Below are 21,922 nucleotides of genomic sequence, written 5' to 3' on the forward strand. Positions count from 1 at the left end.
TTGACCACAAATTAAGCCCGGTCCGGCACCTGTCTGGGTAGGGCCCTTCCCATGGACGTTTCAGCATGACTCCCCTTGCACGCCTGCAGCTCACGATGATCGCCGCCCTTCTTGTTTGCGCCGGTTTCGCGCCACCAGCACAGTCCGACAGCTCCATAGACCTCGCGCATCCGCATCTGGATGCCATCCCCCGCACCAAGGCCGAGATCGCACGCATCCGCGCCGCCACCAGCCCCACCGCGGATTTCACCACCGCTGAACCGTTCGAGGCGAATGGCGGTGGCGCCGCCACAGTGCGGGCGCGCGACACGGCAGATGCCTTTTCCCAGTCCTCGGGCAATATGGCCTTTGAGAAAGAACTGGATTTCAAGGTCGGCGATGGCCTGTTCCGCAAGCTCTGGGTGTCGTCCCCGTCGTCGACTCTTGTCTCTGACGGCCTCGGCCCGCTCTACAACGCCCGCTCCTGCCAGTCCTGCCATCTCAAGGATGGTCGCGGCCACCCGCCCGAGGGGCCGGATGATGACGCCGTGTCGATCTTCCTGCGCGTCTCTGTCCCCGCCGCCGATGACGAACCGATGAGCGAGATCGAAGCCTTCCTTGTCGGTATAGGCGAGGGTGGGCCGCGCACACGCCCCGATCCGACCTATGGCGGTCAGATGCAGGATTTCGCCATTCAGGGCCACAAGGCCGAATACCGGTTCGACGTCTCCTATGCGGATGAACCCATCACCCTCTCTGGCGGCGAAACCGCCAGCCTGCGTGTGCCGACCTACAAGGCCGCTGACCTCGGCTATGGCCCGCTGGCCCCCGGCGCGATGCTCTCGCCACGGGTCGCCCCGCAAATGATCGGCCTCGGCCTGCTTGAGGCGATCCCGGCCGAGGATATCCTTGCCCTTGCCGACCCCAAGGATGCCAATGGCGATGGCATTTCGGGCCGTGCGCAAAAGGTCTGGTCGGCGCAATTCAACCGCCCGATGCTGGGCCGCTTTGGCTACAAGGCCGGCGCCCCGTCGATCCGCGAACAATCCGCCGGGGCCTTTGCTGGCGACATGGGCATTTCCACGCCCATCTTCCCCGCAGGTTACGGCGATTGCACAGCGGCAGAGGCTGACTGCCGCGCCGCGCCCAACGGCAACACCGGCAGCCCTGAGAACAGCGAAATCGGTGCTGATGGTCTGGACCTTGTCACCTATTACGCGCGCAACCTCGCCGTGCCCGCGCGGCGTGATGTGGATGACCCGACGGTGCTGCAGGGCAAGCAGGTGTTCTACGAAACCGGCTGCACCTCCTGTCACCAGCCGAAATTTGTCACCTCCCGGCTTGACGGTCAGCCCGAGCAGAGCTTTCAGCTGATCTGGCCCTATACAGACCTCTTGCTGCACGACATGGGCCCGGGCCTTGCCGACAACCGCCCCGATGGTCTGGCCAGCGGCAGTGAATGGCGCACAGCGCCGCTTTGGGGCATCGGCATGACGCAAACCGTCAGCGGGCTGCAAACCTATCTGCACGATGGCCGCGCCCGCACTTTGCTCGAGGCCGTGTTGTGGCATGGCGGCGAAGCCGAGCCGCAGAAACAGGCCGTGATGGACATGCCGCCCACCGATCGCGCCGCCCTGATCACCTATCTGGAGAGCCTGTGAAACATTTTCCCGCCCTCATCGCCGCGCTGGCCCTGACCGCCAGCCCCGCCCTTGCTGATCTGGCTCATGCCGTCGATGATTACATCCTGCCGGGCTACGCCGCCTTTGCCGACACCACCGCCGCGCTCAGCGACGCTGCCGCCGACAGCTGCGAACCCGACACGCTCAAATCCGACTGGAACGCCGCCTTTGACGCCTGGATGGGCGTCAGCCATCTGCGTTTCGGCCCGGTCGAGGACGAGGGCCGTTCGGTCATCATCGCCTTCTGGCCAGATGCCAAGGGGATGACCCCCAAGGGCCTGTCCCGCCTGATCGCCGACGAAGACCCCATCGTGAAAGACCCCAAGGCGTTCAAGGATGTCTCGGTCGCCGCACGGGGCCTCTTTGCGCTGGAATTCCTGCTCTATGATGACCAGTTCGATGCAACCGCCCCCTATACCTGCGATCTGGTCCGCGCCGTGACCGCCGATCTGGCGGATATCGCGGGCAAAGTGTCGGACGCGTGGAAAGATGGATATGCAGAAACCCTGCGCACCGCTGGCGCGCCGGGCAACACCACCTACCTGACCAGGGAAGAGGGGCTTCAGGTCCTTTACACCAACCTCGTCGCCGGTCTGGAATTCACGGCCAACGAACGCCTTGGCCGCCCGCTTGGCACCTTTGACAGCCCCCGCCCCAACCGGGCAGAGGCGCGCCGCTCCGAACGGTCCCTGCGCAACGTCACCCTGTCAATCAACGCCTTGCAGAACCTGACCGACACGCTGGTTGACGCGCCCCTGCCCGCAACCGACGCGGCGTTCGCCGCTGCGGCCAGCACGGCGGCAGAGCTGAACGATCCGACTTTCGACATGGTCAGCGATGTCAGCGACCGGCTCAAGGTCGAGATCCTGCAACAAAAGGTCAAGGCGGCCGAGGTTGCTGTCCTGTCCGAAGTCGGCCCCGCCCTTGGGGTGAGCAAAGGCTTCAACGCCGGGGACGGGGACTGATCATGGCCACACGCCGCACCTTCCTCACCTCCCTGCTTGCCGCCTCTGCGCTGCCCACGCTCACATGGGCCGATGCGGGCAACCCCCGCTATCTGGCCGCCGCGCGTGAACCGGACGGCAGCTATGCGCTGTTCGGTCTGGGCACCTCGGGGCAGGACACATTCCGCGTCCCGCTGCCTGCACGTGGCCATGCCGCCGCCGGTCACCCGCACAAGCCGCTGGCCGTGGCCTTTGCCCGACGTCCCGGCACCTATGCGCTCGTTATCGACTGCGCGGATGGCCATGTGCTTCACGAATTGTCCCTGCCAGAGGGTCGCCGTTTCAATGGCCATGGCGCCTTTTCCGCTGCCGGCGATGTGCTTTATACGTCCGAGATTGATGCCGCCTCGGGGCAGGGTGTCATCGGCCTTTGGGATGCCACGCGCGCCTATCGGCGCACCGGCGAATGGGCGTCACAGGGCATCGGCCCGCATGAAATCGCGCGCTTGCCGGGCAGTGATGATCTGGTCATTGCGAATGGCGGCATTCGCACCGCACTGGATGATGAGCGGACCAAGCTCAACCTCGACACCATGATGCCGAACCTCAGCTATTTCAGCGCCAGTGGGGAGCTGCTTGAACAGATCACCCTCGCGCCTGAACTGCACCAGAACTCGATCCGCCACCTTGCCCTGCAGTCCGACGGGCTGGTCGCCTTTGCCATGCAGACGCAGGAGGCGGGGGATGTTTTCACGCCTCTTTTAGGGCTGCACCGTCGCGGATCGGCCCCGATACTGGCCTCCGCCCCCGAACCGCAACAGATGCGGATGCAGGGCTATGCAGGCTCCATCGCCTTCAGCGGGAACGGCGCGCAGGTCGCCCTGACCTCGCCGCACGGGGGCGTGCTCAGCGTGTTCGACTCCAATGGAACGTTCCAGGAAATGATCAGCCGTGCAGATGTCTCGGGCGTTGGCCCGGCACAATCCGGCTTCATGACGACGGACGGTCTGGGCGGGCTGTGCAGCGTCGCCGACGGTGCCTTGTCCCGCCTCAACACGGCACCGCGCGCTTGGGACAACCATTTGGTAACTCTGCCGGTCTAGACTCTGCGCAGGTTGATCCGCTGACTTTCGCCGCAATCACCGCAGATCAGCCCACCTGTTCCGCTCCCGCCGGATCCGCTATAGAGCGGCCAAACCGAACGGAGGGGCAGGGATGAGCGATACACGGATACTGGCAGAGGTCGGCGCCTCGGCGTATCGGCGGGTGGTGGGCGTTGGCATGCTCTGGATCCTCGGCGTCATGCTGATCTACATCGCCGCGACAACGCCGCCGACTGTGGTCTGGCAAATCCTTCTGCTGGCAATGGGCACCTGCGCGCTCTGGCTGGGCTACGCAATGATGCGCGCCACCACCGTCGCCATCGAACTGACCGAACACGAATTGCGCGACAGCACCGGCACGGTTCTGGCGCGCATCGCCGATGTGGAAAAGATTGATCGCGGGGTCTTCGCGTTCAAACCCTCGAACGGCTTCACCCTGATTCTGAAACAGCCGCAATCGCGCTGCTGGCGCCCGGGCATGTGGTGGCGGTTGGGGCGGCGCGTTGCCGTGGGCGGCGTCACCCCCGGGCCGCTGACCCGTCCCATGGCCGATATGATCGCCGCCATGATCGCAGGCAATGGCCCGGTTCCGGGCGATCTGACAAAATTCGACTAAACGCGGTCAAGGTCCCCTAAAAGCAGGCGATTTTAGTATATTCTGAAGGCTTTTCTGCGTCTTTTGCGACGGCACGCAGCGCTCAACTGTGTCTTGTGCAGGGCAGTCCGCTGCGGAGTGTCGCGCATAGGCAGAATGGGGGGCGTCATCCGGGATAGGTTGTCCTAGGGTGGGTGCACGAAAAACAGGCGAAACTGAGTCGCTGTCGCCGTCGCAAATGGAGAAGTCTATGTCTGCCACCCCCATCCACGAGCCGAGCTTTCGCGAAAGTGTTGACCTCATGTTCAACCGCGCCGTGGCGCTGATGGATCTCAGCCCTGGCCTTGAGGAAAAGATACGTGTCTGCAATGCCACCTACACGGTGCGCTTTGGCGTGCGGCTGCGCGGCGGCATCCAGACCTTCACCGGCTACCGGTCGGTGCATTCCGAACATATGGAACCGGTCAAGGGCGGCATCCGCTACGCTCCCAACGTGCATCAGGACGAGGTCGAGGCGCTCGCTGCGCTGATGACCTACAAATGTGCGCTGGTCGAAGCCCCCTTTGGCGGCTCAAAGGGCGGACTGCGGATCAACCCGCGCGACTATGATGAACACGAACTGGAACTGATCACCCGCCGCTTTACCTATGAATTGGTCAAGCGCGACCTGATCCACCCCTCTCAGAACGTTCCAGCGCCCGATATGGGCACGGGTGAACGCGAAATGGCCTGGATCGCCGATCAGTACCGCCGCATGAACACCACAGACATCAACGCGGCCGCCTGTGTGACAGGCAAGCCGATCAATGCCGGCGGCATCCAGGGCCGGACAGAGGCGACGGGCCGGGGCGTGCAATACGCGCTGCACGAATTCTTTCGCCACCCAGAGGATATCGCGAAGGCCGGCCTGTCGGGCAAGCTCGACGGCAAGCGCGTCATCGTGCAGGGCCTTGGCAACGTGGGCTATCACGCGGCCAAGTTCCTGAGCGAGGAAGACGGCTGCCGCATCACCGCTGTGATCGAACGGGACGGCGCGGTGACCGACCCGAATGGCATCGATGTCGAGGATCTGCACCAGTGGATCGCCACAAACGGCGGCATCACCGGCTATCCGCACGGTTCTGTCACGCCAAACGGTAACGCCGTTCTGGAAGAACCCTGCGACATCCTGATTCCCGCAGCGCTTGAGGGGGTCATCAACCTCGGCAACGCGCACAAGATCCAGGCCCCGCTGATTGTCGAAGCCGCGAATGGCCCGATCACCGCCGGTGCCGACGATATCCTGCGCGAAAAGGGCACGATCATCATTCCGGACATGTATGCAAATGCCGGGGGCGTAACCGTGTCCTATTTTGAGTGGGTCAAGAACCTCAGCCACATCCGCTTTGGCCGCATGCAGCGCCGCCAGGAGGAATCGCGTCACCAACTGGTGGTGGACGAGCTTGAACGGATCTCCGAATCCCTGGGCAAGACCTGGACGCTGAGCCCGGATTTCAAACAGAAATACCTGCGCGGCGCTGGCGAGCTTGAACTGGTCCGCTCCGGCCTCGATGACACGATGCGCATTGCCTACCAATCCATGCGCGAGGTCTGGCATGGGCGCGGGGACGTCAAGGATCTGCGCACGGCGGCCTACCTTGTTTCGATCGGCAAGGTTGCGGCCAGCTACCGCGCAAAGGGTCTGTGACGAAAACACAGCGCGCACGCCTTGCAGCTTTTCTTTCTTCTCTTGATCGGGAAGAGTTGCTGCAAACGCGACAAAGCAAGGGGTGCGCTTCATGCCGGGTGATCTCGACTTTTCCTGCCGCTGCGGCGCACTCCGGGGCGTATTGCACGATGTCACCCCACACGACGTCTGCCATCTGATTTGCTATTGCGCCGATTGCCGCGCCTTCGCTCATCATATGAAGGTTGCGGACCAGCTCGAACCGGGCGGCGGCTCTCCGCTGGTTCAGGTGCTGCCTGCGCACATCAAGATCACGGCTGGGGTTGCGCAAATCGCCTGCCTGCGGCTGTCGCAAAAGGGGCTGTACCGCTGGTACGCGGCCTGTTGCGGCACGCCGCTGGCCAATACCGTAGGCACATCCAAAGTGCCGCTGGCGGGCCTGTGGCGGCCGCTGTTTGCGGATATCGCGCCCTTCGGACCTGTCGCTTGCCTCGGTTTTACCAAAATGGCGCTGCGTGAACCCGGAGCCCCGAAAAAGGATAAGGGACTGATCGGTATGCTTGGCGGGCTGCTGCGCCGTTCGACCAAGGCCTATCTCGCGGGCACGGCCCGCAGAAGCCCGTTCTTTGATGAACAAGGCCGCCCCGTCGCCCAGCCCCATGTGCTGGACGCGACAGAACGCAGGGCCGCCTATGCCGGATGATCCGCACGGCACAAGACGCGATCACACGGCAATGTCATCAATCAGCGCACCGTCGCATGGGTGACAGTGCCCCGGGCAGGCATTATCCTGTGACCATAATTCCGCAGACACAGGATAGCTTGCTTATGAAATTCACGATGCTGACCGCACTGGCGGCTTTGACCCTGACCGCCACGGGCGCACTGGCGCTGGATAAGACGGAATGCACTCTGCAGGCCGGACTGGTGATGCAGGCGGTTGGGGCGCGCAGCGCAGGTGCGGACAATGGTGCTGCGAAACAGCAGGTCGAAGCCAGCCTGAAAGGCCCCTCCCAGAAATACGCAGCGATTGTGCCTGCCGTGGTCGATTGGGTCTACACCCTGCCGCAGGACCAGCTGGGCGCTGGTGTGGGCGACAGCTGGGCGCAGGCTTGCCTCAAGCAATAAGACTGATCCAGCGGCGCGCGCGGCAGGCGTGACGCCCGGATTTGGGTGTCACAGGTTTTGAACACTTGTGATGCCTCCGGCGGGGATATTTAAGGGCAGATGAAGGCCGAAATGTTGGTGTGCTTCATCTGCCCGCAAATATCCCGGGGGAGGCCGCGCAACGCGCGGACGGGGGCAGAGCCCCTTGTCCATGCCAGCTTTGTTCGTGCCACTGGACTTTGGCACGGCCGCTTGGGATAATACGCGCATGAGTCTGCCCCCTGGTTTCCTGGATGAATTGCGCACACGCACGAGCCTGTCTCAGGTCGTGGGGCGCAAAGTCATGTGGGACACGCATAAATCCAATCAGGGCAAGGGTGACATGTGGGCGCCGTGCCCCTTCCATCAGGAAAAAAGCGCGTCTTTCCATGTGGATGACCGCAAGGGATTCTATTACTGCTTTGGCTGCCATGCCAAAGGGGATGCGATTTCCTTTGTGCGTGAGACCGAGAATGTCGAGTTCATGGAGGCGATAAAAATCCTCGCCGCCGAGGCGGGCATGCCTGTGCCGGAGCGGGATCCGCAAGCGCAGGTCAAGGCGGATCGTCGCACGCAGCTGGTAGAGGTCATGGAAATGGCTGTCGCCTTCTATCGCTTGCAGTTGAAGACCGGCGCGGGCGGCGCGGCGCGGGCCTATCTGGACAAGCGTGGCCTGTCCGAAGCGACGCGGGAAAAGTTTGGTATCGGATTGGCGCCGGACGGTTGGCAGGCGCTCTGGGAGCATCTGCGTGGCAAGGGGGTCGCCGAAGAGCTGATCATGGCCGCGGGGCTGGGTAAGGCTTCGTCCAAGGGCGGCAAGCCTTATGATGTCTTTCGCAACCGCATCATGTTTCCGATTCGCGATGCGCGCGACCGCTGCATCGCCTTTGGTGGCCGGGCGATGGACCCGAGCGACACCGCCAAATACCTGAATTCGCCCGAGACAGAGCTCTTCGACAAAGGTCGCAACCTCTATAATCACGGCCCCGCCCGTGCGGCGGCGGGCAAAGGTCAGCCGCTGATCGTGGCCGAGGGCTATATGGATGTGATTGCCCTGGTCGAGGCCGGCTTTGGCGCGGCGGTGGCGCCTTTGGGCACGGCGGTGACGGAAATGCAGCTGCAGCTGCTGTGGCGGATATCTCAGGAACCGGTTGTAGCGCTGGATGGCGACACGGCGGGGGTGCGCGCCGCCTACCGGGTGATCGATCTGGCGCTGCCCTTGCTGGAGTCCGGAAAATCGCTGCGTTTTGCGCTTATGCCAGAGGGCAAGGATCCGGACGATCTGATCCGGGCCGAGGGGGCAGGGGGCGTGCGCAAGGTGTTGGATGCCGCCATACCCATGGTGCGGCTTCTGTGGCAGCGCGAGACGGAAGGGAAGGTTTTCGACAGTCCCGAACGCAAGGCCGCGCTGGACAAGGTGCTGCGCGAGAGGATCATGCAGATTAAGGATCCAAGTCTGCGCAGCCATTATGGCGAAGATATCAAGCAGTTGCGATGGGGCCTCTTCCGTCAGCGGCCAGCCAAGCGGACGTCTGGCGGCTGGGGCAAGACGGCCTGGAATGCACCAAAACCGCCAAGCGCCAGTGCCAAGGCCTCGCTTCTTGTTTCGGCTGGCGAACAGGCGCAGGAACAGCTGCGTGAGGCGGTGATCCTCGCGGCATTGCTCTCTACCCCTCAACTGGTTGATGAATTCGAGCCGCAGCTTGAACTGATGCCCTGCAGTGATGCCGTGCACCGCGATTTGCGCGACTGTCTTCTGCGCTCTTTGGGGCAGGCCCCGGCAGAGGTGCGGCGCCTTGCTGAGGCAGCAATTGGTGGACAGGCCCTTGAAACCCTGTATTCGGCACGCCACGTTGCCATAACTCCCTGCGTACGAAATCCCGGTAATGCCGACCTGGCACGGATGACCGTGGCAGAGGAGCTGGCGAAGCTGGAGGCGCACCGCAGGCAGACCCTGGGTATTGCCGAAGGTGTTGAGGATCTGCAGGGGGATCTTGCGGATGAATCCGTCACATGGCGGCTGGGTCAGGCCGCAGAGGCGCGTTCTTCTGCGCAGCGGGCGCAGCAAGAAGACAGCGCGGATTATGTCACAGCCGCGAATGGGGTGCAGTTGGATGCAGAAGAATTGCAGCGTAGTCGGACGCTGTTCGAATCATTAGATGCCACCCGTGGTGGCAAACCTAGGAAATCTCACTAGATTGGTGAGGAATAAGTAAACAAATCAGGGTAAACGGGTGTGCGAATCAGGATACCGCGCTATTGATTCGTTTTTACGAATCACTTCGCCGCATCCGCGCCCCTTCACCCGCCCCTGACAGGAGCACCATATGGCAGCCAAAGATAACGACGACGCCAAGCCAGAAGTCCAGGACGACGAAGTCTCGCTCGACATGAGCCAGGCTGCCGTCAAAAAGATGATCGCTGACGCGCGTGAACGTGGCTACATCACTTACGACCAGTTGAACGAAGTTCTTCCGCCTGATCAGGTCAGTTCCGATCAGATCGAGGATGTGATGTCGATGCTGTCCGAAATGGGCATCCAGGTCACCGACGAAGAAGATGGCGAAGAAGAGGAAAAAGGCTCGACCGAACTGGTCGACGCCTCGTCCAACAAGGATGTCGCCCTGTCGTCGGGCAACAGCGAAAAGCTGGACCGCACTGACGATCCGGTGCGGATGTACCTGCGCGAGATGGGTTCGGTCGAGCTGCTGAGCCGTGAGGGCGAAATCGCCATCGCCAAGCGGATTGAAGCCGGGCGCAACACGATGATCGCCGGGCTGTGCGAAAGCCCGCTGACCTTTCAGGCGATCACCATTTGGCGGGACGAACTTCTCTCCGAAGACATTCTGCTGCGCGACGTGATCGATCTTGAGACGACATTCGGCAACCAGCTGGGCGAAGACGGCGAACTGGACACTCCGGTCGTCGATACCTCCGCTGCTTCGTCGGATTTGGGCAAGTCCGACGATGGCAAGCAAGAGCTGGACGCTGACGGCAATCCGATCAGCGGTGACGATGACGAGGAAGAGGACGAGCAGGCCAATATGTCGCTCGCCGCGATGGAAGCCGCGCTGAAACCGCGGGTTCTGGAAACGCTCGACACCATCGCCAGCGACTACGAAGAACTGGCAGCGATGCAGGACAGCCGGATTTCGGCCACCCTGAACGAGGATGGCTCTTTCAGCGCCGATGACGAAGGCCGCTATCAGAAGCTGCGTTCGGAAATCGTGCTGCTGGTGAACGAACTGCATCTGCACAACAACCGGATCGAAGCGCTGATCGATCAGCTTTACGGCATCAACAAGCGGATCATGGTCATCGATTCGTCCATGGTGAAGCTGGCGGATCAGGCGCGCATCAACCGCCGCGAATTTGTCGATGAATACCGTGGTCGCGAGCTGGACCCGAACTGGATGGAGCGTATGGCCGCAAAATCCGGTCGTGGCTGGCAGATGTTCATCGAACGTTCGGCGGACAAGGTCGAAGAACTGCGCTCGGACATGGCACAGGTCGGCCAGTATGTCGGTCTGGATATCAGCGAATTCCGCCGCATCGTGCAGCAGGTCCAGAAGGGCGAAAAAGAGGCCCGTCAGGCCAAGAAGGAAATGGTCGAAGCGAACCTTCGCCTCGTCATCTCTATCGCCAAGAAGTACACGAACCGTGGCCTGCAGTTCCTTGACCTCATTCAAGAGGGCAACATCGGCCTGATGAAGGCCGTGGACAAGTTCGAATACCGCCGTGGTTACAAGTTCTCGACCTATGCCACCTGGTGGATCCGTCAGGCGATCACCCGGTCCATCGCGGATCAGGCACGCACCATCCGTATCCCGGTGCACATGATCGAGACGATCAACAAGCTGGTCCGCACCGGTCGTCAGATGCTGCACGAAATCGGGCGTGAACCGACGCCGGAAGAGCTGGCCGAAAAGCTTCAGATGCCGCTGGAGAAGGTCCGCAAGGTGATGAAAATCGCCAAGGAGCCGATTTCGCTGGAGACGCCGATTGGCGACGAAGAAGATTCGCAGCTTGGCGATTTCATCGAGGACAAGAATGCCGTCCTGCCGCTGGATTCCGCCATTCAGGAGAACCTGAAGGAAACCACGACGCGGGTGCTTTCGTCGCTTACCCCGCGCGAGGAACGTGTTCTGCGGATGCGGTTCGGTATTGGCATGAACACCGACCACACGCTCGAAGAGGTCGGTCAGCAGTTCAGCGTGACGCGTGAGCGGATCCGTCAGATCGAGGCGAAGGCGCTGCGCAAGCTCAAGCACCCGAGCCGATCGCGCAAGTTGCGCTCGTTCCTCGATCAATAAGCTTTTGAAATGTTGTAAGAAAGACGGGTCCGCCAGCGCGGGCCCGTTTCACGTTTTAGGAGTATCTGCGCGGAAATAGCGCCAGACCGCGCTCAGCAGAAACAGCGCGAGGATCACAAGCGCAACCAGAAGGATGATCTCGGTTCTGGTGAAATGACCCAGTGTTTCGGTCATGAATTCGCCCAGTTCCCGGCCCATCGACACCATCAGCAATCCCCAGACTCCGGCCGACATGATTGTCGCAATTGTATAGGTCTTGCCCCGGATGGAAGAGGCCGTTGCCAGCATGACTGGTGCCACGGTGCGTCCCCCCGGAATGAAACGGAAAACGCAGGCCAGCAAGAGCGGACGCGACAGCAGGGTCGCCGTGAACCGTTGCGACAGCGGATGGGACACGGCACGCAAAACACGGGGATGTTCGCGAAACCTGCGGGCCAGCCAGAAGGTTGCCGTGTCGGTTGCGATCGCTCCGGCTGTCGCCGCCAGCACAACGGGCCAGAAGCTCAGAAGCCCCTGAAAGGTCAGTACCCCGCCGGTTATCGCGACGGTATCGCCCTCCAGTGCGCAGCCGATGAAGACGGCAATCAGGCCATATTCTGTGATAAGGTGCTCAATCATCACGGCGAACCCTAGTTGCTGTGGCGCCGTGGTACAGGTCTGATCGACCCTTTCCGGCCAAAAGTCGCCTGTTCAGCCAGAGTGTCGGGCACGAAGCAGCCCCCGTGCCCGATTCCCGGTCAGTGTGTCGGCATTAGAAAAATTTCGCGCGTAGTGACACGCGGATCTGCCGTCAGCGCATGCATGACGGCATCGGCGACATCCTCGGGTTTCAGCTTGTCCGGTTTCGCTTCTTTAAAGAACGACGTGTCGACCATGCCTGGCGCAATCACCGTACAGCGACCGCCCCATTCCCGCATCTCTTCCGCCAGATTGCCAGCATAGCCATGCACGAACCATTTCGATGCGCCATAGACCGATCCCTTGATATGGGTGCGCCCGGCGGCGGAACCGGTCATCAGCAGGTGTCCGGTGCTGTCCTTGAGGTACGGCATCGCCGCCTTGGCAGTCCAGAGAACGCCGAGGATGTTGAGCTGAACCAGTGCCTGCCATTCCTCTGGGTCGCCCGCATCCGTGCCGGATGTGTTTAGCCCAGTTCCTGCATTGGCATAGACGGCGTCAATGCTGCCAAAGGATTCGGCTATGGCGGCCATCGCTTTTTGCTGGTCCTCAAGGCTGGTCGCGTCGCCGGGCAGGGCCATGGCGGCCTTTCCCAGCTCTTGGGCCAATGCGTCGATCTTGTCTTTGGAGCGGGCGAACAGGCCGACGTTCCAGCCCTTGGCCACAGCTGCGCGGGCGGTGGCGGCACCGATGCCGGACGAGGCACCTGTGATGAAAAGCGTCTTGGCTGTCATATGAGAACTCCTTGTTTCCTTGGAGGATCAACGCGCGAGTCCCGCCATCTGTTGCATCCGGGGGAAGTCTTCTTTTGAAGGCGCTGTTCTTCGTTTTGGCGGCACATGAAACCAATTGCCGAATGACAGCGTTACCTCCTCGAAACGCAAAGGAGAAAACGATGACACGCCTTTTCGCCACAACTGCAAGTTTGATATTTGTCGCCGCAGCAGCCTTTGCCGCGAGCGGGTCATCGTTTGAAAACGAACTGACCGTGATTGAAATCGAGGTGCCTGCGACAAAACTTGCTGAATGTCGCGAAACTCTGTCACAGGTTGCCCAGATGCCCACGGTTTCGGACGATGGAACGCCGCTGCTGTTCGGCGTGGATGACGACTTGCCCTCTGTAATTTGCGTGGTGTCTGAGCAGTCAGCCTAAGGGACCGTCCTGCAGGGACGGTCCGGTTGGAACAAGGCGGCGCTTCTCACTCCATGAGGTGCTCGTTGAAAAACGCTATGGTGCGATCCCAAGCTAGATTTGCGGCTGCTTCATCATACCTTGGTGTGGAATCGTTGTGAAAGCCGTGGTTTACGCCCTCATATATATGCGCCGTATAGGTCTTTCCCGCTTCTTTTAGCGCGGCTTCATATGCGGGCCAGCCTTCATTGATTCGCTCATCTAGCCCGGCATACTGCAGCAGCAGCGGCGCTTGGATCCTCGGAACGTCTGATGCGGCGGCTTGACGGCCATAGAACGGCACAGACGCACCGAGTTCCGGATAGACCACCGCCAGCGCATTGCACACACCGCCGCCATAACAGAAGCCGACGCAGCCTACTTTGCCTGTGGTGCCGTCATGGCCGGCCATGAATTCGTAAGCGGCGAAGAAGTCATTCATCAGCTTTTCGCCGTCGACCGTGCTTTGGAGATCACGCCCTTCGGCATCATTGCCCGGATACCCCCCGACAGAGGACAGGCCATCGGGTGCCAGCGCGATGAAGCCGGCCTTGGCAACCCGCCTCGCGACATCCTCAATATACGGGTTTAGCCCGCGGTTTTCGTGGACCACCACCACGGCAGGGAGGGGCCCCGCGGCATTTGCGGGCTTCACCAGATAGCCGCGCACTTCTCCATGGCCCTGCGGGGATGGGTAGGTGATATATTCCGGGGTAATGTCGGGATCGTTGAACGACACCTGTTCAGCAAGCGCATAGTTTGGCAGCATCATGTTCAGCAGGACTGCCGCAGTCAGGCCGCCAACGGCGTATTTTCCCGCGCGGTCCAGAAATTCCCGACGCGAGATCTGCCCATGGGCATAAAAGTCATAGAGCTCCAGAAGTTTCGGATCGAAGTCCTTGGCTGTCAGCCGCCGCTGTGGTGTCATCTCGTTCATGATCGCCTCCTCAGACTGGCGCTGCATCGTCATGACGCGGCGTCCCGGAGGAAAAGTTAGTTCGGGAAGGACAATTGCACAGATGGCATGTCTGCAGACAAGCTTCACACTTTCGACAGAGGGGCCGGGGCTTTATGAATTTACCCGCGATGTGGCGGGATGGGTCAAGGGGACGGGTCTTCTAACGTTGTTCATCCGCCATACTTCGGCCAGTCTGCTGATTCAAGAAAATGCCGATCCCGAGGTAAAGAGCGATCTTAACGCTTTTTTTCATCGTCTGGTGCCACCGACGACGGATCCCTCCATGGCCTATCTGGCCCATACCTATGAAGGGCCGGATGATATGCCAGCGCATATCAAGGCGGCGCTGCTGCCCGTGTCGCTGATGATTCCGGTCAGTGATGGCGTGCTGGCCTTGGGCACGTGGCAGGGGATCTACCTGTTCGAACATCGCAGAGCGCCCCACATGCGTCAGGTTGTGGCGCATCTGAGCCGCTGAAGGCGGAGCAGGGGCGGCTTGCGCAGGTTTTGTAGGGTAAAGGCGCATCATCTGGGGCGTAAAAATTCCTGCTACCCAATTTATGGCCGCCCTCCTATAGTGGATGTGGATAACAGGGGATAACCCCATTCCAGAGGCAGATTTCAAAAATCGAGGGGGACGGCCCATGCGGTGCCCGTTTTGCGGAAATATTGACACGCAGGTGAAGGATTCACGTCCGGCCGAAGATCATGTGTCAATCCGGCGGCGACGTTTTTGTCCGGCCTGCGGGGGACGTTTCACGACCTATGAACGGGTGCAGTTGCGCGATCTGGTGGTGATAAAGACCAATGGCCGCCGTGAAGATTTTGACCGTGACAAGCTGGAACGTTCTATTCGTATCGCTTTGCAGAAGCGTCCGATCGAGCCTGAGCGCATGGATCAGATGATCAGCGGCATCGTGCGACGGCTGGAAAGCATGGGCGAGACTGACATCCCGTCCAAACAGATCGGTGAGATCGTCATGGAATCTCTGGCGCGGATCGATACCGTGGCCTATGTGCGGTTTGCCAGTGTTTACAAGAACTTCCAGGCGGCAGATGATTTCGACAAGTTCGTGAGCGAACTGCGGCCCGAAACGCCCCCGACCAAGTGAGCGGGGCGGTGATGACCGGAGCGGAGCTGCGCCATATGGCCCATGCGCTGAGCCTGGGCCGTCGAGGGCTTGGGCTGTGTTGGCCGAACCCATCTGTCGGTTGCGTGATTGTCGCCGGAGATCGGATCGTCGGGCGGGGCTGGACCCAGCCCGGTGGCCGCCCGCATGCCGAGGTTGTGGCCTTGGGACAGGCTGGGGCGGCGGCGCGTGGGGCGACCGTCTATGTCACGCTGGAACCCTGTGCGCATCATGGCAGGACACCCCCCTGTGCGCAGGCACTGATTGATGCGGGTGTTGCACGGGTTGTGGCGTCAGTGCAGGATCTGGACCCACGGGTTTCGGGAAAAGGCTTTGCCATGCTGCGGGCGGCGGGCATCGAGGTTGTGACCGGTATGATGGCCGAAGCGGCGAGCGAGGATCACGCCGGGTTCTTTCTGCGCACCCGGCAGGGCCGTCCCTTTGTGACCCTGAAGCTTGCCAGCAGCTTTGACGGTCGCATTGCCACGGCCAGCGGGGAAAGCCGCTGGATCACCGGTCCTGCGGCGCGCCATCTGGTGCATGGGATCCGTGCGCGCCACGATGGGGTGATGGTGGGCGCGGGCACCGCGCGGAGCGATGATCCGGCGCTGACCGTACGCGGCTTTGGCGGCAGGGCGCAGCCGGTACGTGTGGTCGTGTCCCGCCTGATTGACCTGCCGCTTATGGGGCAACTGGCGCGCAGCGCAAAGGATGTGCCGGTCTGGATCTGTCATGGGCCGGATGCACCGAGTGAAATTCGAAAGGCCTGGGAAGGGCTTGGCGCCAAACTGATCCCCGCTGCGCTGCAGGGGCGGCAGGTGGATGCGGCGTCGGTTCTGCAGGGGCTGGGCAAGGCGGGGCTGACGCGGGTGTTCTGCGAAGGGGGCGGTACGCTGGCGGCGACCTTGCTGGCGGCGGATCTGGTGGATTCGCTGATCGGTTTCACCGCCGGTCTGGCCATTGGTGCTGAGGGTCGTCCGGGGGTTGGGGCCATGGGAATCGGTCGTCTGATCGAGGCGCCGCGCTTTGATCTGGTCGAGACCCGCTCCGTGGGAGCGGATGTCTTGCACCGCTGGCGGCGCCGGGCGGGATAAGCGGCCTTGCCATGCGCCTGATGGTTGCGTTGCTGATGCGAGCGCACTATCCAATGCCCTGAAACCCCAGCGGATCGACCGAGACCGGCGACACTGGGGCCAGGTGCGGAACGGTGCACAGCCCCTGCGGGCTGGCCGGGAAAAGGGGCGCAAATCAAATGTTTACCGGAATAATCACCGATATCGGAGAAGTCCGAGAGCTCGAACAGAGTGGCGATTTGCGTGCGCGGATCGTCACCGATTACGACACGCAGAGCATTGATATCGGCGCGTCGATTTGTTGCAGCGGCGTGTGCCTGACGGCGGTGGCACTGGGCAGCGACTGGTTCGATGTGCAGATCAGCGCGGAGACTGTAAGCAAGACGAATATCGCTTCCTGGTCAGTGGGTTACAGGGTGAACCTCGAACGTGCTCTTAAGGTCGGGGACGAGCTGGGCGGCCATATCGTGTCGGGCCATGTGGATGGTCAGGCTGAGGTGATTTCCGTGAAAGATGAAGGGGATAGCACCCGTGTTGTGCTGCGCGCCCCAAAGGCGCTTGCCCGGTTCATCGCCCCCAAGGGATCTGTTGCGCTCAACGGCACCTCGCTGACCGTGAACGAGGTTGATGGCTGCGATTTCGGCATCAATTTCATTCCTCATACCAAGGTCGCGACGACCTGGGGGGATGTGGAGGAAGGTGACCGCGTCAACCTTGAGATCGACACGCTGGCGCGCTACGTTGCCCGGTTGGCCGAGATGTCCTGAGGTCTGATCAGACCCCGAAAAACGGCATATGGACGGCGTATGGAAACCGTATGGTTTTCATATGGCTGTGCGTCGGGGCCTTTGTGCCCTTGCGGCGGCCGCCCGCAGGTGCAGGCCAAGACCCAGAAGATAGCAGACCAGCGTCACGGCCAGCCCGCCGGTGGCGCCAAAGGTCGTGAGCATCGCGAGCAGGATCGGTGTGCCCGCGAGGTTGCCGAGGTTGCCCATCTGCGCCACCGCGCCATTGGCGAGCGCGCGGTCGCGGGGCGTGGTGTTGAGCTGCGGGATGGCGGCAAAGCTGCCCGCCTGCACCAGCGCCAGCGTGGCGAAGAGTGTGACCACCGGCCAGATCGCGCCCGGCTGCGCAAGGATCAGGCAGACGGCTGCAGCAGAGAGGCCAAAGCCCAGCATCACCACCCGGATTGCTGGCATCAGTTTGAGCAGGGCCACAACCAGCGTCATCGACACCGCGATCGAGGTCAGGGGCAACACGCCGAGCAGCCATGACGGCGCGTCGGGGCCCAGCACCAGCGGCAGCACGGTCAGCAGCGCCACAAAGGTCAGCGTGTAGCAGAGCCAGCCAAGGGCGGCAGCGTTGAGATGAGGGTCGCGGTAGATCTGCAGGTGTTGTCTGAGCATCTCTTTGACCGACAGGGGCGTGTCCTTGACACGGTCGAGATGCGGCAGGGTGCGCCAGAGCACCCCGGCCATCAGCGCCATATAGGCGGCGTGCAGGGCAAAGAGCGCGCCGGGGCCATAGGCTGCAATCAGTGGCAGGCCGCCCCAGGCGGCGAGGGCATAGGCGAGGCCGAAAAACGTGCTCCAGAGCGTCATGGCGAAAGGGCGCAGCCGGTCGGTTGCCAGTTCCGCGATAAAGGTCGGGGCGGCGACGACGATGATCAGATGCGACAGGCCCTCGATCAGGCGGGAGGCGAGCAGGAGGGGAAAGGCGGGCAGGCTGGCCTGCAGCGCCGACATCAGTGCGCCCAGCACCAGCCCGGTCAGCAGCAGTCTGCGGTAGCCAAGCCGCGCGACGATCATGCCCGCCACAAGGCCGAGCACCATCCCGATGAAGCTGAGCAGCGAGACGGCGAAACCAAGGGCGGCGCCGGCCTCGGGGTAGGTGAGTTGCAGCGCCGGGAAGGCGACGGAGATCTTGGCGAACTGCCCGGCCGCGCCGAGCCCCGCAGCCCAGAGCAGCAGGATCATGGCAAGGGGCGGCAGCGGGCGTGTCATGTGCGGGCTCCCGGTGCATTTGGGACAGGTCTGGAGGATGGCCGAGGGGCGGCGCTGTGCCTTTGTGGCTGTGCCGGGGGCCAGCCCCCGGACCCCCGGGATATTTAAGGGCAGATGAAACGGTGGTCCAGACGGAAAGGGGGCGCGCACCTATGGCGGAAAGTGCGGTTCAGCGCGTGAGGGATTTCATGCCGGTCTCAAGCCCTGAAAGGGTCATGGGGACCATCTGACCCTCGAAGATTTCGCGGATCATTGCGATGCTCTGGGTGTATTGCCAGTGTTTTTCCGGCATCGGGTTGATCCAGAGATTGCTGGGCCATTGCGCGCGGGCGCGTTCCAGCCAGACCTGTCCGGCCTCTTCGTTCCAGTGTTCATTGGCGCCGCCGCGATAGGCGATTTCGTAGGGCGACATGGAGGCATCGCCGATGAACAGGCATTTGTAATCAGACCCATAGGTGCGCAGGATTTCGGCGGTGGGAACCTGTGCATCCCAGCGGCGGCTGTTGTCCTTCCAGACGCCTTCGTAGAGGCAGTTGTGGAAGTAGAAATATTCCATGTGCTTGAATTCGGCGCGGGCGGCAGAGAACAGCTCTTCGACCACTTTCACATGCGGGTCCATCGAGCCGCCGACATCGAGAAACAGCAGCACCTTGACCGCATTGCGCCGCTCTGGCCGGGTCTGCACATCCAGATAGCCATGTTCGGCGGTGGCGCGGATGGTGCCGTCAAGATCCAGCTCTTCGGTGGCGCCGTCGCGGGCCCATTTGCGCAGGCGTTTGAGGGCGACCTTGATGTTGCGGGTGCCCAGTTCGATGGAATCGTCGAAGTTGCGGAATTCGCGTTTGTCCCAGACCTTGACCGCGCGCTTGTGGCGCGATTCGTCCTGACCAATACGCACGCCTTCGGGGTTGTAGCCATAGGCGCCAAAGGGCGAGGTGCCGGCCGTGCCTACCCATTTGCTGCCCCCCTGATGGCGGCCCTGCTGTTCCTTGAGGCGGTCCTTGAGCGTTTCCATCAGCTTGTCGAAACCGCCAAGCGCCTCGATCTCGGCCTTTTCTTCGGCGCTCAGGTGTTTTTCGGCCATCTTGGCCAGCCAGTCGGCGGGGATGTCGACGGCGTCCATGACCGATTGCATCGGGATCTGGTCGAGGCCTTCGAAGCTGGCCGCAAAGGCGCGGTCAAAGCGGTCGATGTGGCGTTCGTCTTTGACCATCGCCGTGCGGGCGAGGTAATAGAATGCCTCGGCGTCATAGGTGGCAAGACCGGCCTTCATGCCTTCGAGAAAGCTGAGGTATTCCCGCAAGGAGACCGGGACGGCGGCGTTGCGCAGGTTTTGGAAGAAGGGGACAAACATGCCCCGAGCCTTACAGCAAAATCTTGTCGAGGGCGACTGTCACGATCAGCCCGATCAGCGCAAAGAAGATGCCGAAGCCTGCGGCGTATTGCGCGATGTCGGCGGCATTGCCCTTGCGGTTGCGGGCCTTGAAGCCGCCTGTCAATGCGCCCAGAAGCGCTGCTGCGATCACGATCATGTCCGGCTCTCCTCGGGGCGGTGCGGCGGCGGGGCGGGCCCCGTCCGGGGCGCAGCCGTACCGCGCCCGGGGGGCAGAGTCCATGTGAGTTACGCGCGCCCGAGGGTCGCAGGGGATATCAGCTGCGGGAGTATTTGATGAACGGGGTCTTGGTGCCGATGCGGTCATAAAGCTGGCGCGCGGTGGTGTTGAACTCCTGGGTGAGCCAGTAGACGTTCGCCGCGCCTGCGGTGTCGGCGACGCCATAGACGCTTTCGATCAGGGCGCGGCCGACGCCGGTGCCGCGGGTGTCGGGCGTGGCATAAAGGTCCTGCAGGTAGCAGACGTTTTCCACCGACCAGCCGTGGCGGTGAAACAGGTAATGGGCGAGGCCGACGAGTTTGCCGTCCTGTTCGGCGACAAGAGCGCTGTAATCCTGCGGGTCGGTGCCGATCAGACGGTCGAAATAGGTGTCATACAGCGCGGCCGGGCGCGAGGTTTCGTAGAAGGTGAGGTAGGCGGTCCAGAGGGCGGCCCACTGGTCTTTGTCTTCGGGGCGCAGGGGGCGGATGGTGATGGGGGTGCTCATATCTTTGTCCTCAATTCGTCATGCAAATGTTTTTGGTACAGACCTAGCGGGAGAGGGCGGGAGGCGCCAAGGGAATTTTTGATCAAATTGCGAGCCGTGGTGAAATATGAAGGGGCCAGCCACAGGTGTGACTGGCCCCTTGGCGTCGGGCGTTGGGCAGATCAGGCGTTGACGGATTCGACGGCGATGCCGGTCAACTTGGCGTTTGCGGCCTTTTCCATGTCGAGGATCTGCGTCAGCAAATCGTGCGCTTCGGTGTGGCCCAGCTCTTTGGCCCATTCGCGCAGGGTGCCGTAGCGGGCGATCTCGTAATGTTCGACGGCCTGCGCGACCCCGATCAGGCAGGCCTGCAGCGCCTTGCCACTGGCCTCTTCGATGATGCTTTCGCCTTCCTTGATCAGGCCTTCGATCGCATCACACTTTTCGCCCTCGGGCTTCTGGTCGATGGATTTGAAGACGGCCTTGAGGATCTTGATCTGCTCTTTGGTCTCTTCGAGGTGATCAGTAAAGGCGGCCTTCAGCTCTTTGCCGGTGGCGGCGCTGGCCATCTTTGGCAAGGCTTTCGAGATGGCCGTTTCGGCGTAATAAATGTCTTTGAGAGTGTGGTGAAACGCGTCCTGCATGGTTTTCATGGTAGCACCTTTCTAGTGCGTGAGGGACAGTGCAGGGCTAACCCGGATCGCGCATTCTTGTTCCGGCGTGCGATTTCGTTGATCGGCGGGAAGGTGCCTGCTGCGGTGCAGCGTCTTTTCACGTCAGAACCCTGTGGGAACCTATCTGGAACCTTGCGACGCTGCATGTCTTGTCCCCACCGTTCACGCCGGGGGCTAAACCTCTGATTGCGGGGCGGTGCCCCCAAGTCGCGTGCGCGCGCCGCTGCGTGAGCCGGTGGCCGGAACAAGGGTTGCCGCCTTGCCAAGGCCATGGGGCGGCATGCCGGAATAGAGCGTTTCGTATTGGCCGGCGCGCACCAGATAGGTCTCGTGCCAGATGCCGACATCGGCGCGGCAGGTCTTCATCCGTTTGTTGAACGCCACCCACGCCGGGAAATGCGCGCTGTCGCGGGCATTTGCGTAAGCCTCAAGATGATCAAAGCTGCGCCAATACTGGATGATCGTGCCCAGACCGGCCTGAGAATGGCCGAGCAAGCCGGTTTCAGACGCTGGCCTGCTGTCCAGTTCGCGCAGCATCCGGGGCATGGCACGAACAGCGGGAAGCCATTTGGTGACCTTCCACGGCGTGTTGATGCGCAGGCCAATCAGAAAGACGACAAAATCGCCGTCTATCTGTGCGGTCATACGCTGGTCAAAGATCGTTGGCATCGGGCTGTCCCATCCATCCTGCTCGATCAGGATACGTTCGCCGGTGCCCTGCGGATCAG

General features: G+C 61.8%; 23 protein-coding genes. 14 read left to right on the plus strand and 9 right to left on the minus strand.

Features of this window, described 5'->3' with window-relative positions; translation table 11 throughout:
- Nucleotides 1-65 precede the first annotated feature (65 nt).
- The 9 genes from P775_RS18045 (at nucleotide 66) to rpoD (ending at nucleotide 11,428) form a co-directional block, all read left to right on the plus strand.
- Nucleotides 66-1,640: a di-heme oxidoreductase family protein gene (locus P775_RS18045; RefSeq protein WP_245875750.1), complete on the plus strand. Its 1,575-nt coding sequence runs from the start codon at nucleotides 66-68 to the stop codon at nucleotides 1,638-1,640.
- Nucleotides 1,637-2,626: an imelysin family protein gene (locus tag P775_RS18050; RefSeq protein ID WP_099912284.1), complete on the plus strand. Its 990-nt coding sequence runs from the start codon at nucleotides 1,637-1,639 to the stop codon at nucleotides 2,624-2,626. The genes P775_RS18045 and P775_RS18050 overlap by 4 nt, the downstream gene beginning before the upstream one ends.
- A 2-nt stretch (nucleotides 2,627-2,628) precedes the next feature.
- Nucleotides 2,629-3,708, plus strand: coding sequence for a DUF1513 domain-containing protein (locus tag P775_RS18055; protein WP_099912285.1), 1,080 nt, complete (start codon nucleotides 2,629-2,631; stop codon nucleotides 3,706-3,708).
- Nucleotides 3,709-3,820: 112 nt separating this feature from the next.
- On the plus strand, nucleotides 3,821-4,324 hold the full coding sequence (locus tag P775_RS18060) for a hypothetical protein (protein ID WP_099912286.1): 504 nt from the start codon (nucleotides 3,821-3,823) through the stop codon (nucleotides 4,322-4,324).
- 229 nt (nucleotides 4,325-4,553) lie between these two features.
- Complete coding sequence (locus P775_RS18065) at nucleotides 4,554-5,990, plus strand: Glu/Leu/Phe/Val family dehydrogenase (protein ID WP_099912287.1); 1,437 nt, start codon at nucleotides 4,554-4,556, stop codon at nucleotides 5,988-5,990.
- Between the two features lie 91 nt (nucleotides 5,991-6,081).
- Nucleotides 6,082-6,672, plus strand: coding sequence for a DUF6151 family protein (locus tag P775_RS18070; protein ID WP_099912288.1), 591 nt, complete (start codon nucleotides 6,082-6,084; stop codon nucleotides 6,670-6,672).
- A 125-nt stretch (nucleotides 6,673-6,797) separates the two neighbouring features.
- The gene (locus P775_RS18075; protein WP_099912289.1) at nucleotides 6,798-7,097 is read left to right on the plus strand and encodes a hypothetical protein; all 300 of its coding nucleotides are present in this window, start codon (nucleotides 6,798-6,800) and stop codon (nucleotides 7,095-7,097) included.
- A gap of 247 nt (nucleotides 7,098-7,344) precedes the next feature.
- The gene (gene dnaG, locus P775_RS18080; protein ID WP_099912446.1) at nucleotides 7,345-9,312 is read left to right on the plus strand and encodes a DNA primase; all 1,968 of its coding nucleotides are present in this window, start codon (nucleotides 7,345-7,347) and stop codon (nucleotides 9,310-9,312) included.
- A 130-nt stretch (nucleotides 9,313-9,442) separates the two neighbouring features.
- A complete protein-coding gene (gene rpoD, locus P775_RS18085) occupies nucleotides 9,443-11,428 on the plus strand; it encodes an RNA polymerase sigma factor RpoD (RefSeq protein WP_099912290.1) in 1,986 nt (661 codons plus the stop codon).
- Nucleotides 11,429-11,476: 48 nt separating this feature from the next.
- Here the strand turns inward: rpoD and P775_RS18090 are convergent, their stop codons facing one another.
- Together P775_RS18090 and P775_RS18095 are read right to left on the minus strand one after the other, a co-directional pair.
- A complete protein-coding gene (locus P775_RS18090; RefSeq protein ID WP_099912291.1) occupies nucleotides 11,477-12,046 on the minus strand; it encodes a DedA family protein in 570 nt (189 codons plus the stop codon).
- 119 nt (nucleotides 12,047-12,165) lie between these two features.
- Nucleotides 12,166-12,840, minus strand: a complete 675-nt coding sequence (locus P775_RS18095) for an SDR family oxidoreductase (protein WP_099912292.1) — start codon at nucleotides 12,838-12,840, stop codon at nucleotides 12,166-12,168.
- Nucleotides 12,841-12,914: 74 nt separating this feature from the next.
- Between P775_RS18095 and P775_RS18100 the strand changes: the two genes are divergently transcribed.
- Nucleotides 12,915-13,259: a hypothetical protein gene (locus tag P775_RS18100; protein WP_245875751.1), complete on the plus strand. Its 345-nt coding sequence runs from the start codon at nucleotides 12,915-12,917 to the stop codon at nucleotides 13,257-13,259.
- A 46-nt stretch (nucleotides 13,260-13,305) separates the two neighbouring features.
- Here the strand turns inward: P775_RS18100 and yghX are convergent, their stop codons facing one another.
- Nucleotides 13,306-14,205, minus strand: a complete 900-nt coding sequence (gene yghX / locus P775_RS18105) for a YghX family hydrolase (RefSeq protein ID WP_099912447.1) — start codon at nucleotides 14,203-14,205, stop codon at nucleotides 13,306-13,308.
- A 100-nt stretch (nucleotides 14,206-14,305) separates the two neighbouring features.
- Between yghX and P775_RS18110 the strand changes: the two genes are divergently transcribed.
- From P775_RS18110 to P775_RS18125, 4 genes are all read left to right on the plus strand, one after another.
- Entirely contained in the window at nucleotides 14,306-14,713 is a 408-nt protein-coding gene (locus P775_RS18110) for a secondary thiamine-phosphate synthase enzyme YjbQ (protein WP_099912448.1), read from the plus strand.
- Between the two features lie 166 nt (nucleotides 14,714-14,879).
- Nucleotides 14,880-15,347: a transcriptional regulator NrdR gene (gene nrdR / locus P775_RS18115; protein WP_099912294.1), complete on the plus strand. Its 468-nt coding sequence runs from the start codon at nucleotides 14,880-14,882 to the stop codon at nucleotides 15,345-15,347.
- An 11-nt stretch (nucleotides 15,348-15,358) separates the two neighbouring features.
- On the plus strand, nucleotides 15,359-16,459 hold the full coding sequence (gene ribD / locus P775_RS18120; RefSeq protein WP_245875752.1) for a bifunctional diaminohydroxyphosphoribosylaminopyrimidine deaminase/5-amino-6-(5-phosphoribosylamino)uracil reductase RibD: 1,101 nt from the start codon (nucleotides 15,359-15,361) through the stop codon (nucleotides 16,457-16,459).
- 158 nt (nucleotides 16,460-16,617) lie between these two features.
- Nucleotides 16,618-17,205: a riboflavin synthase gene (locus tag P775_RS18125; RefSeq protein ID WP_099912295.1), complete on the plus strand. Its 588-nt coding sequence runs from the start codon at nucleotides 16,618-16,620 to the stop codon at nucleotides 17,203-17,205.
- A 57-nt stretch (nucleotides 17,206-17,262) separates the two neighbouring features.
- Here P775_RS18125 and P775_RS18130 read toward each other — a convergent pair whose 3' ends face one another.
- The 6 genes from P775_RS18130 to P775_RS18155 form a co-directional block, all read right to left on the minus strand.
- Entirely contained in the window at nucleotides 17,263-18,441 is a 1,179-nt protein-coding gene (locus P775_RS18130) for an MFS transporter (protein ID WP_245875753.1), read from the minus strand.
- 169 nt (nucleotides 18,442-18,610) lie between these two features.
- On the minus strand, nucleotides 18,611-19,795 hold the full coding sequence (locus P775_RS18135) for a vWA domain-containing protein (RefSeq protein ID WP_099912296.1): 1,185 nt from the start codon (nucleotides 19,793-19,795) through the stop codon (nucleotides 18,611-18,613).
- 10 nt (nucleotides 19,796-19,805) lie between these two features.
- Complete coding sequence (locus P775_RS18140; RefSeq protein WP_342749668.1) at nucleotides 19,806-20,057, minus strand: hypothetical protein; 252 nt, start codon at nucleotides 20,055-20,057, stop codon at nucleotides 19,806-19,808.
- Nucleotides 20,058-20,091: 34 nt separating this feature from the next.
- Nucleotides 20,092-20,541: a GNAT family N-acetyltransferase gene (locus P775_RS18145; protein WP_099912298.1), complete on the minus strand. Its 450-nt coding sequence runs from the start codon at nucleotides 20,539-20,541 to the stop codon at nucleotides 20,092-20,094.
- Nucleotides 20,542-20,702: 161 nt separating this feature from the next.
- On the minus strand, nucleotides 20,703-21,173 hold the full coding sequence (locus P775_RS18150; RefSeq protein WP_099912299.1) for a YciE/YciF ferroxidase family protein: 471 nt from the start codon (nucleotides 21,171-21,173) through the stop codon (nucleotides 20,703-20,705).
- A 195-nt stretch (nucleotides 21,174-21,368) separates the two neighbouring features.
- A complete protein-coding gene (locus P775_RS18155; protein WP_099912300.1) occupies nucleotides 21,369-21,863 on the minus strand; it encodes a DUF4188 domain-containing protein in 495 nt (164 codons plus the stop codon).
- Between the last annotated feature and the right edge of the window lie 59 nt (nucleotides 21,864-21,922).

The organism is Puniceibacterium antarcticum, assembly GCF_002760615.1.
GTDB classification, from domain to species: Bacteria; Pseudomonadota; Alphaproteobacteria; order Rhodobacterales; family Rhodobacteraceae; genus Puniceibacterium; species Puniceibacterium antarcticum.

Excerpts from the sequence above, each read along its gene's own strand:
- yghX (WP_099912447.1), bottom strand. The coding sequence starts at position 14,205 with ATGACACCACAGCGGCGGCTGACAGCCAAGGACTTCGATCCGAAACTT.
- P775_RS18140 (WP_342749668.1), bottom strand. The coding sequence starts at position 20,057 with ATGGACTCTGCCCCCCGGGCGCGGTACGGCTGCGCCCCGGACGGGGCC.
- P775_RS18045 (WP_245875750.1), top strand. The coding sequence starts at position 66 with ATGACTCCCCTTGCACGCCTGCAGCTCACGATGATCGCCGCCCTTCTT.
- P775_RS18135 (WP_099912296.1), bottom strand. The coding sequence starts at position 19,795 with ATGTTTGTCCCCTTCTTCCAAAACCTGCGCAACGCCGCCGTCCCGGTC.
- P775_RS18150 (WP_099912299.1), bottom strand. The coding sequence starts at position 21,173 with ATGAAAACCATGCAGGACGCGTTTCACCACACTCTCAAAGACATTTAT.
- nrdR (WP_099912294.1), top strand. The coding sequence starts at position 14,880 with ATGCGGTGCCCGTTTTGCGGAAATATTGACACGCAGGTGAAGGATTCA.
- P775_RS18070 (WP_099912288.1), top strand. The coding sequence starts at position 6,082 with ATGCCGGGTGATCTCGACTTTTCCTGCCGCTGCGGCGCACTCCGGGGC.
- P775_RS18055 (WP_099912285.1), top strand. The coding sequence starts at position 2,629 with ATGGCCACACGCCGCACCTTCCTCACCTCCCTGCTTGCCGCCTCTGCG.
- P775_RS18125 (WP_099912295.1), top strand. The coding sequence starts at position 16,618 with ATGTTTACCGGAATAATCACCGATATCGGAGAAGTCCGAGAGCTCGAA.
- P775_RS18090 (WP_099912291.1), bottom strand. The coding sequence starts at position 12,046 with ATGATTGAGCACCTTATCACAGAATATGGCCTGATTGCCGTCTTCATC.
- P775_RS18155 (WP_099912300.1), bottom strand. The coding sequence starts at position 21,863 with ATGCCAACGATCTTTGACCAGCGTATGACCGCACAGATAGACGGCGAT.
- P775_RS18060 (WP_099912286.1), top strand. The coding sequence starts at position 3,821 with ATGAGCGATACACGGATACTGGCAGAGGTCGGCGCCTCGGCGTATCGG.
- P775_RS18075 (WP_099912289.1), top strand. The coding sequence starts at position 6,798 with ATGAAATTCACGATGCTGACCGCACTGGCGGCTTTGACCCTGACCGCC.
- P775_RS18095 (WP_099912292.1), bottom strand. The coding sequence starts at position 12,840 with ATGACAGCCAAGACGCTTTTCATCACAGGTGCCTCGTCCGGCATCGGT.
- rpoD (WP_099912290.1), top strand. The coding sequence starts at position 9,443 with ATGGCAGCCAAAGATAACGACGACGCCAAGCCAGAAGTCCAGGACGAC.
- ribD (WP_245875752.1), top strand. The coding sequence starts at position 15,359 with ATGACCGGAGCGGAGCTGCGCCATATGGCCCATGCGCTGAGCCTGGGC.
- P775_RS18145 (WP_099912298.1), bottom strand. The coding sequence starts at position 20,541 with ATGAGCACCCCCATCACCATCCGCCCCCTGCGCCCCGAAGACAAAGAC.
- P775_RS18065 (WP_099912287.1), top strand. The coding sequence starts at position 4,554 with ATGTCTGCCACCCCCATCCACGAGCCGAGCTTTCGCGAAAGTGTTGAC.
- dnaG (WP_099912446.1), top strand. The coding sequence starts at position 7,345 with ATGAGTCTGCCCCCTGGTTTCCTGGATGAATTGCGCACACGCACGAGC.
- P775_RS18130 (WP_245875753.1), bottom strand. The coding sequence starts at position 18,441 with ATGACACGCCCGCTGCCGCCCCTTGCCATGATCCTGCTGCTCTGGGCT.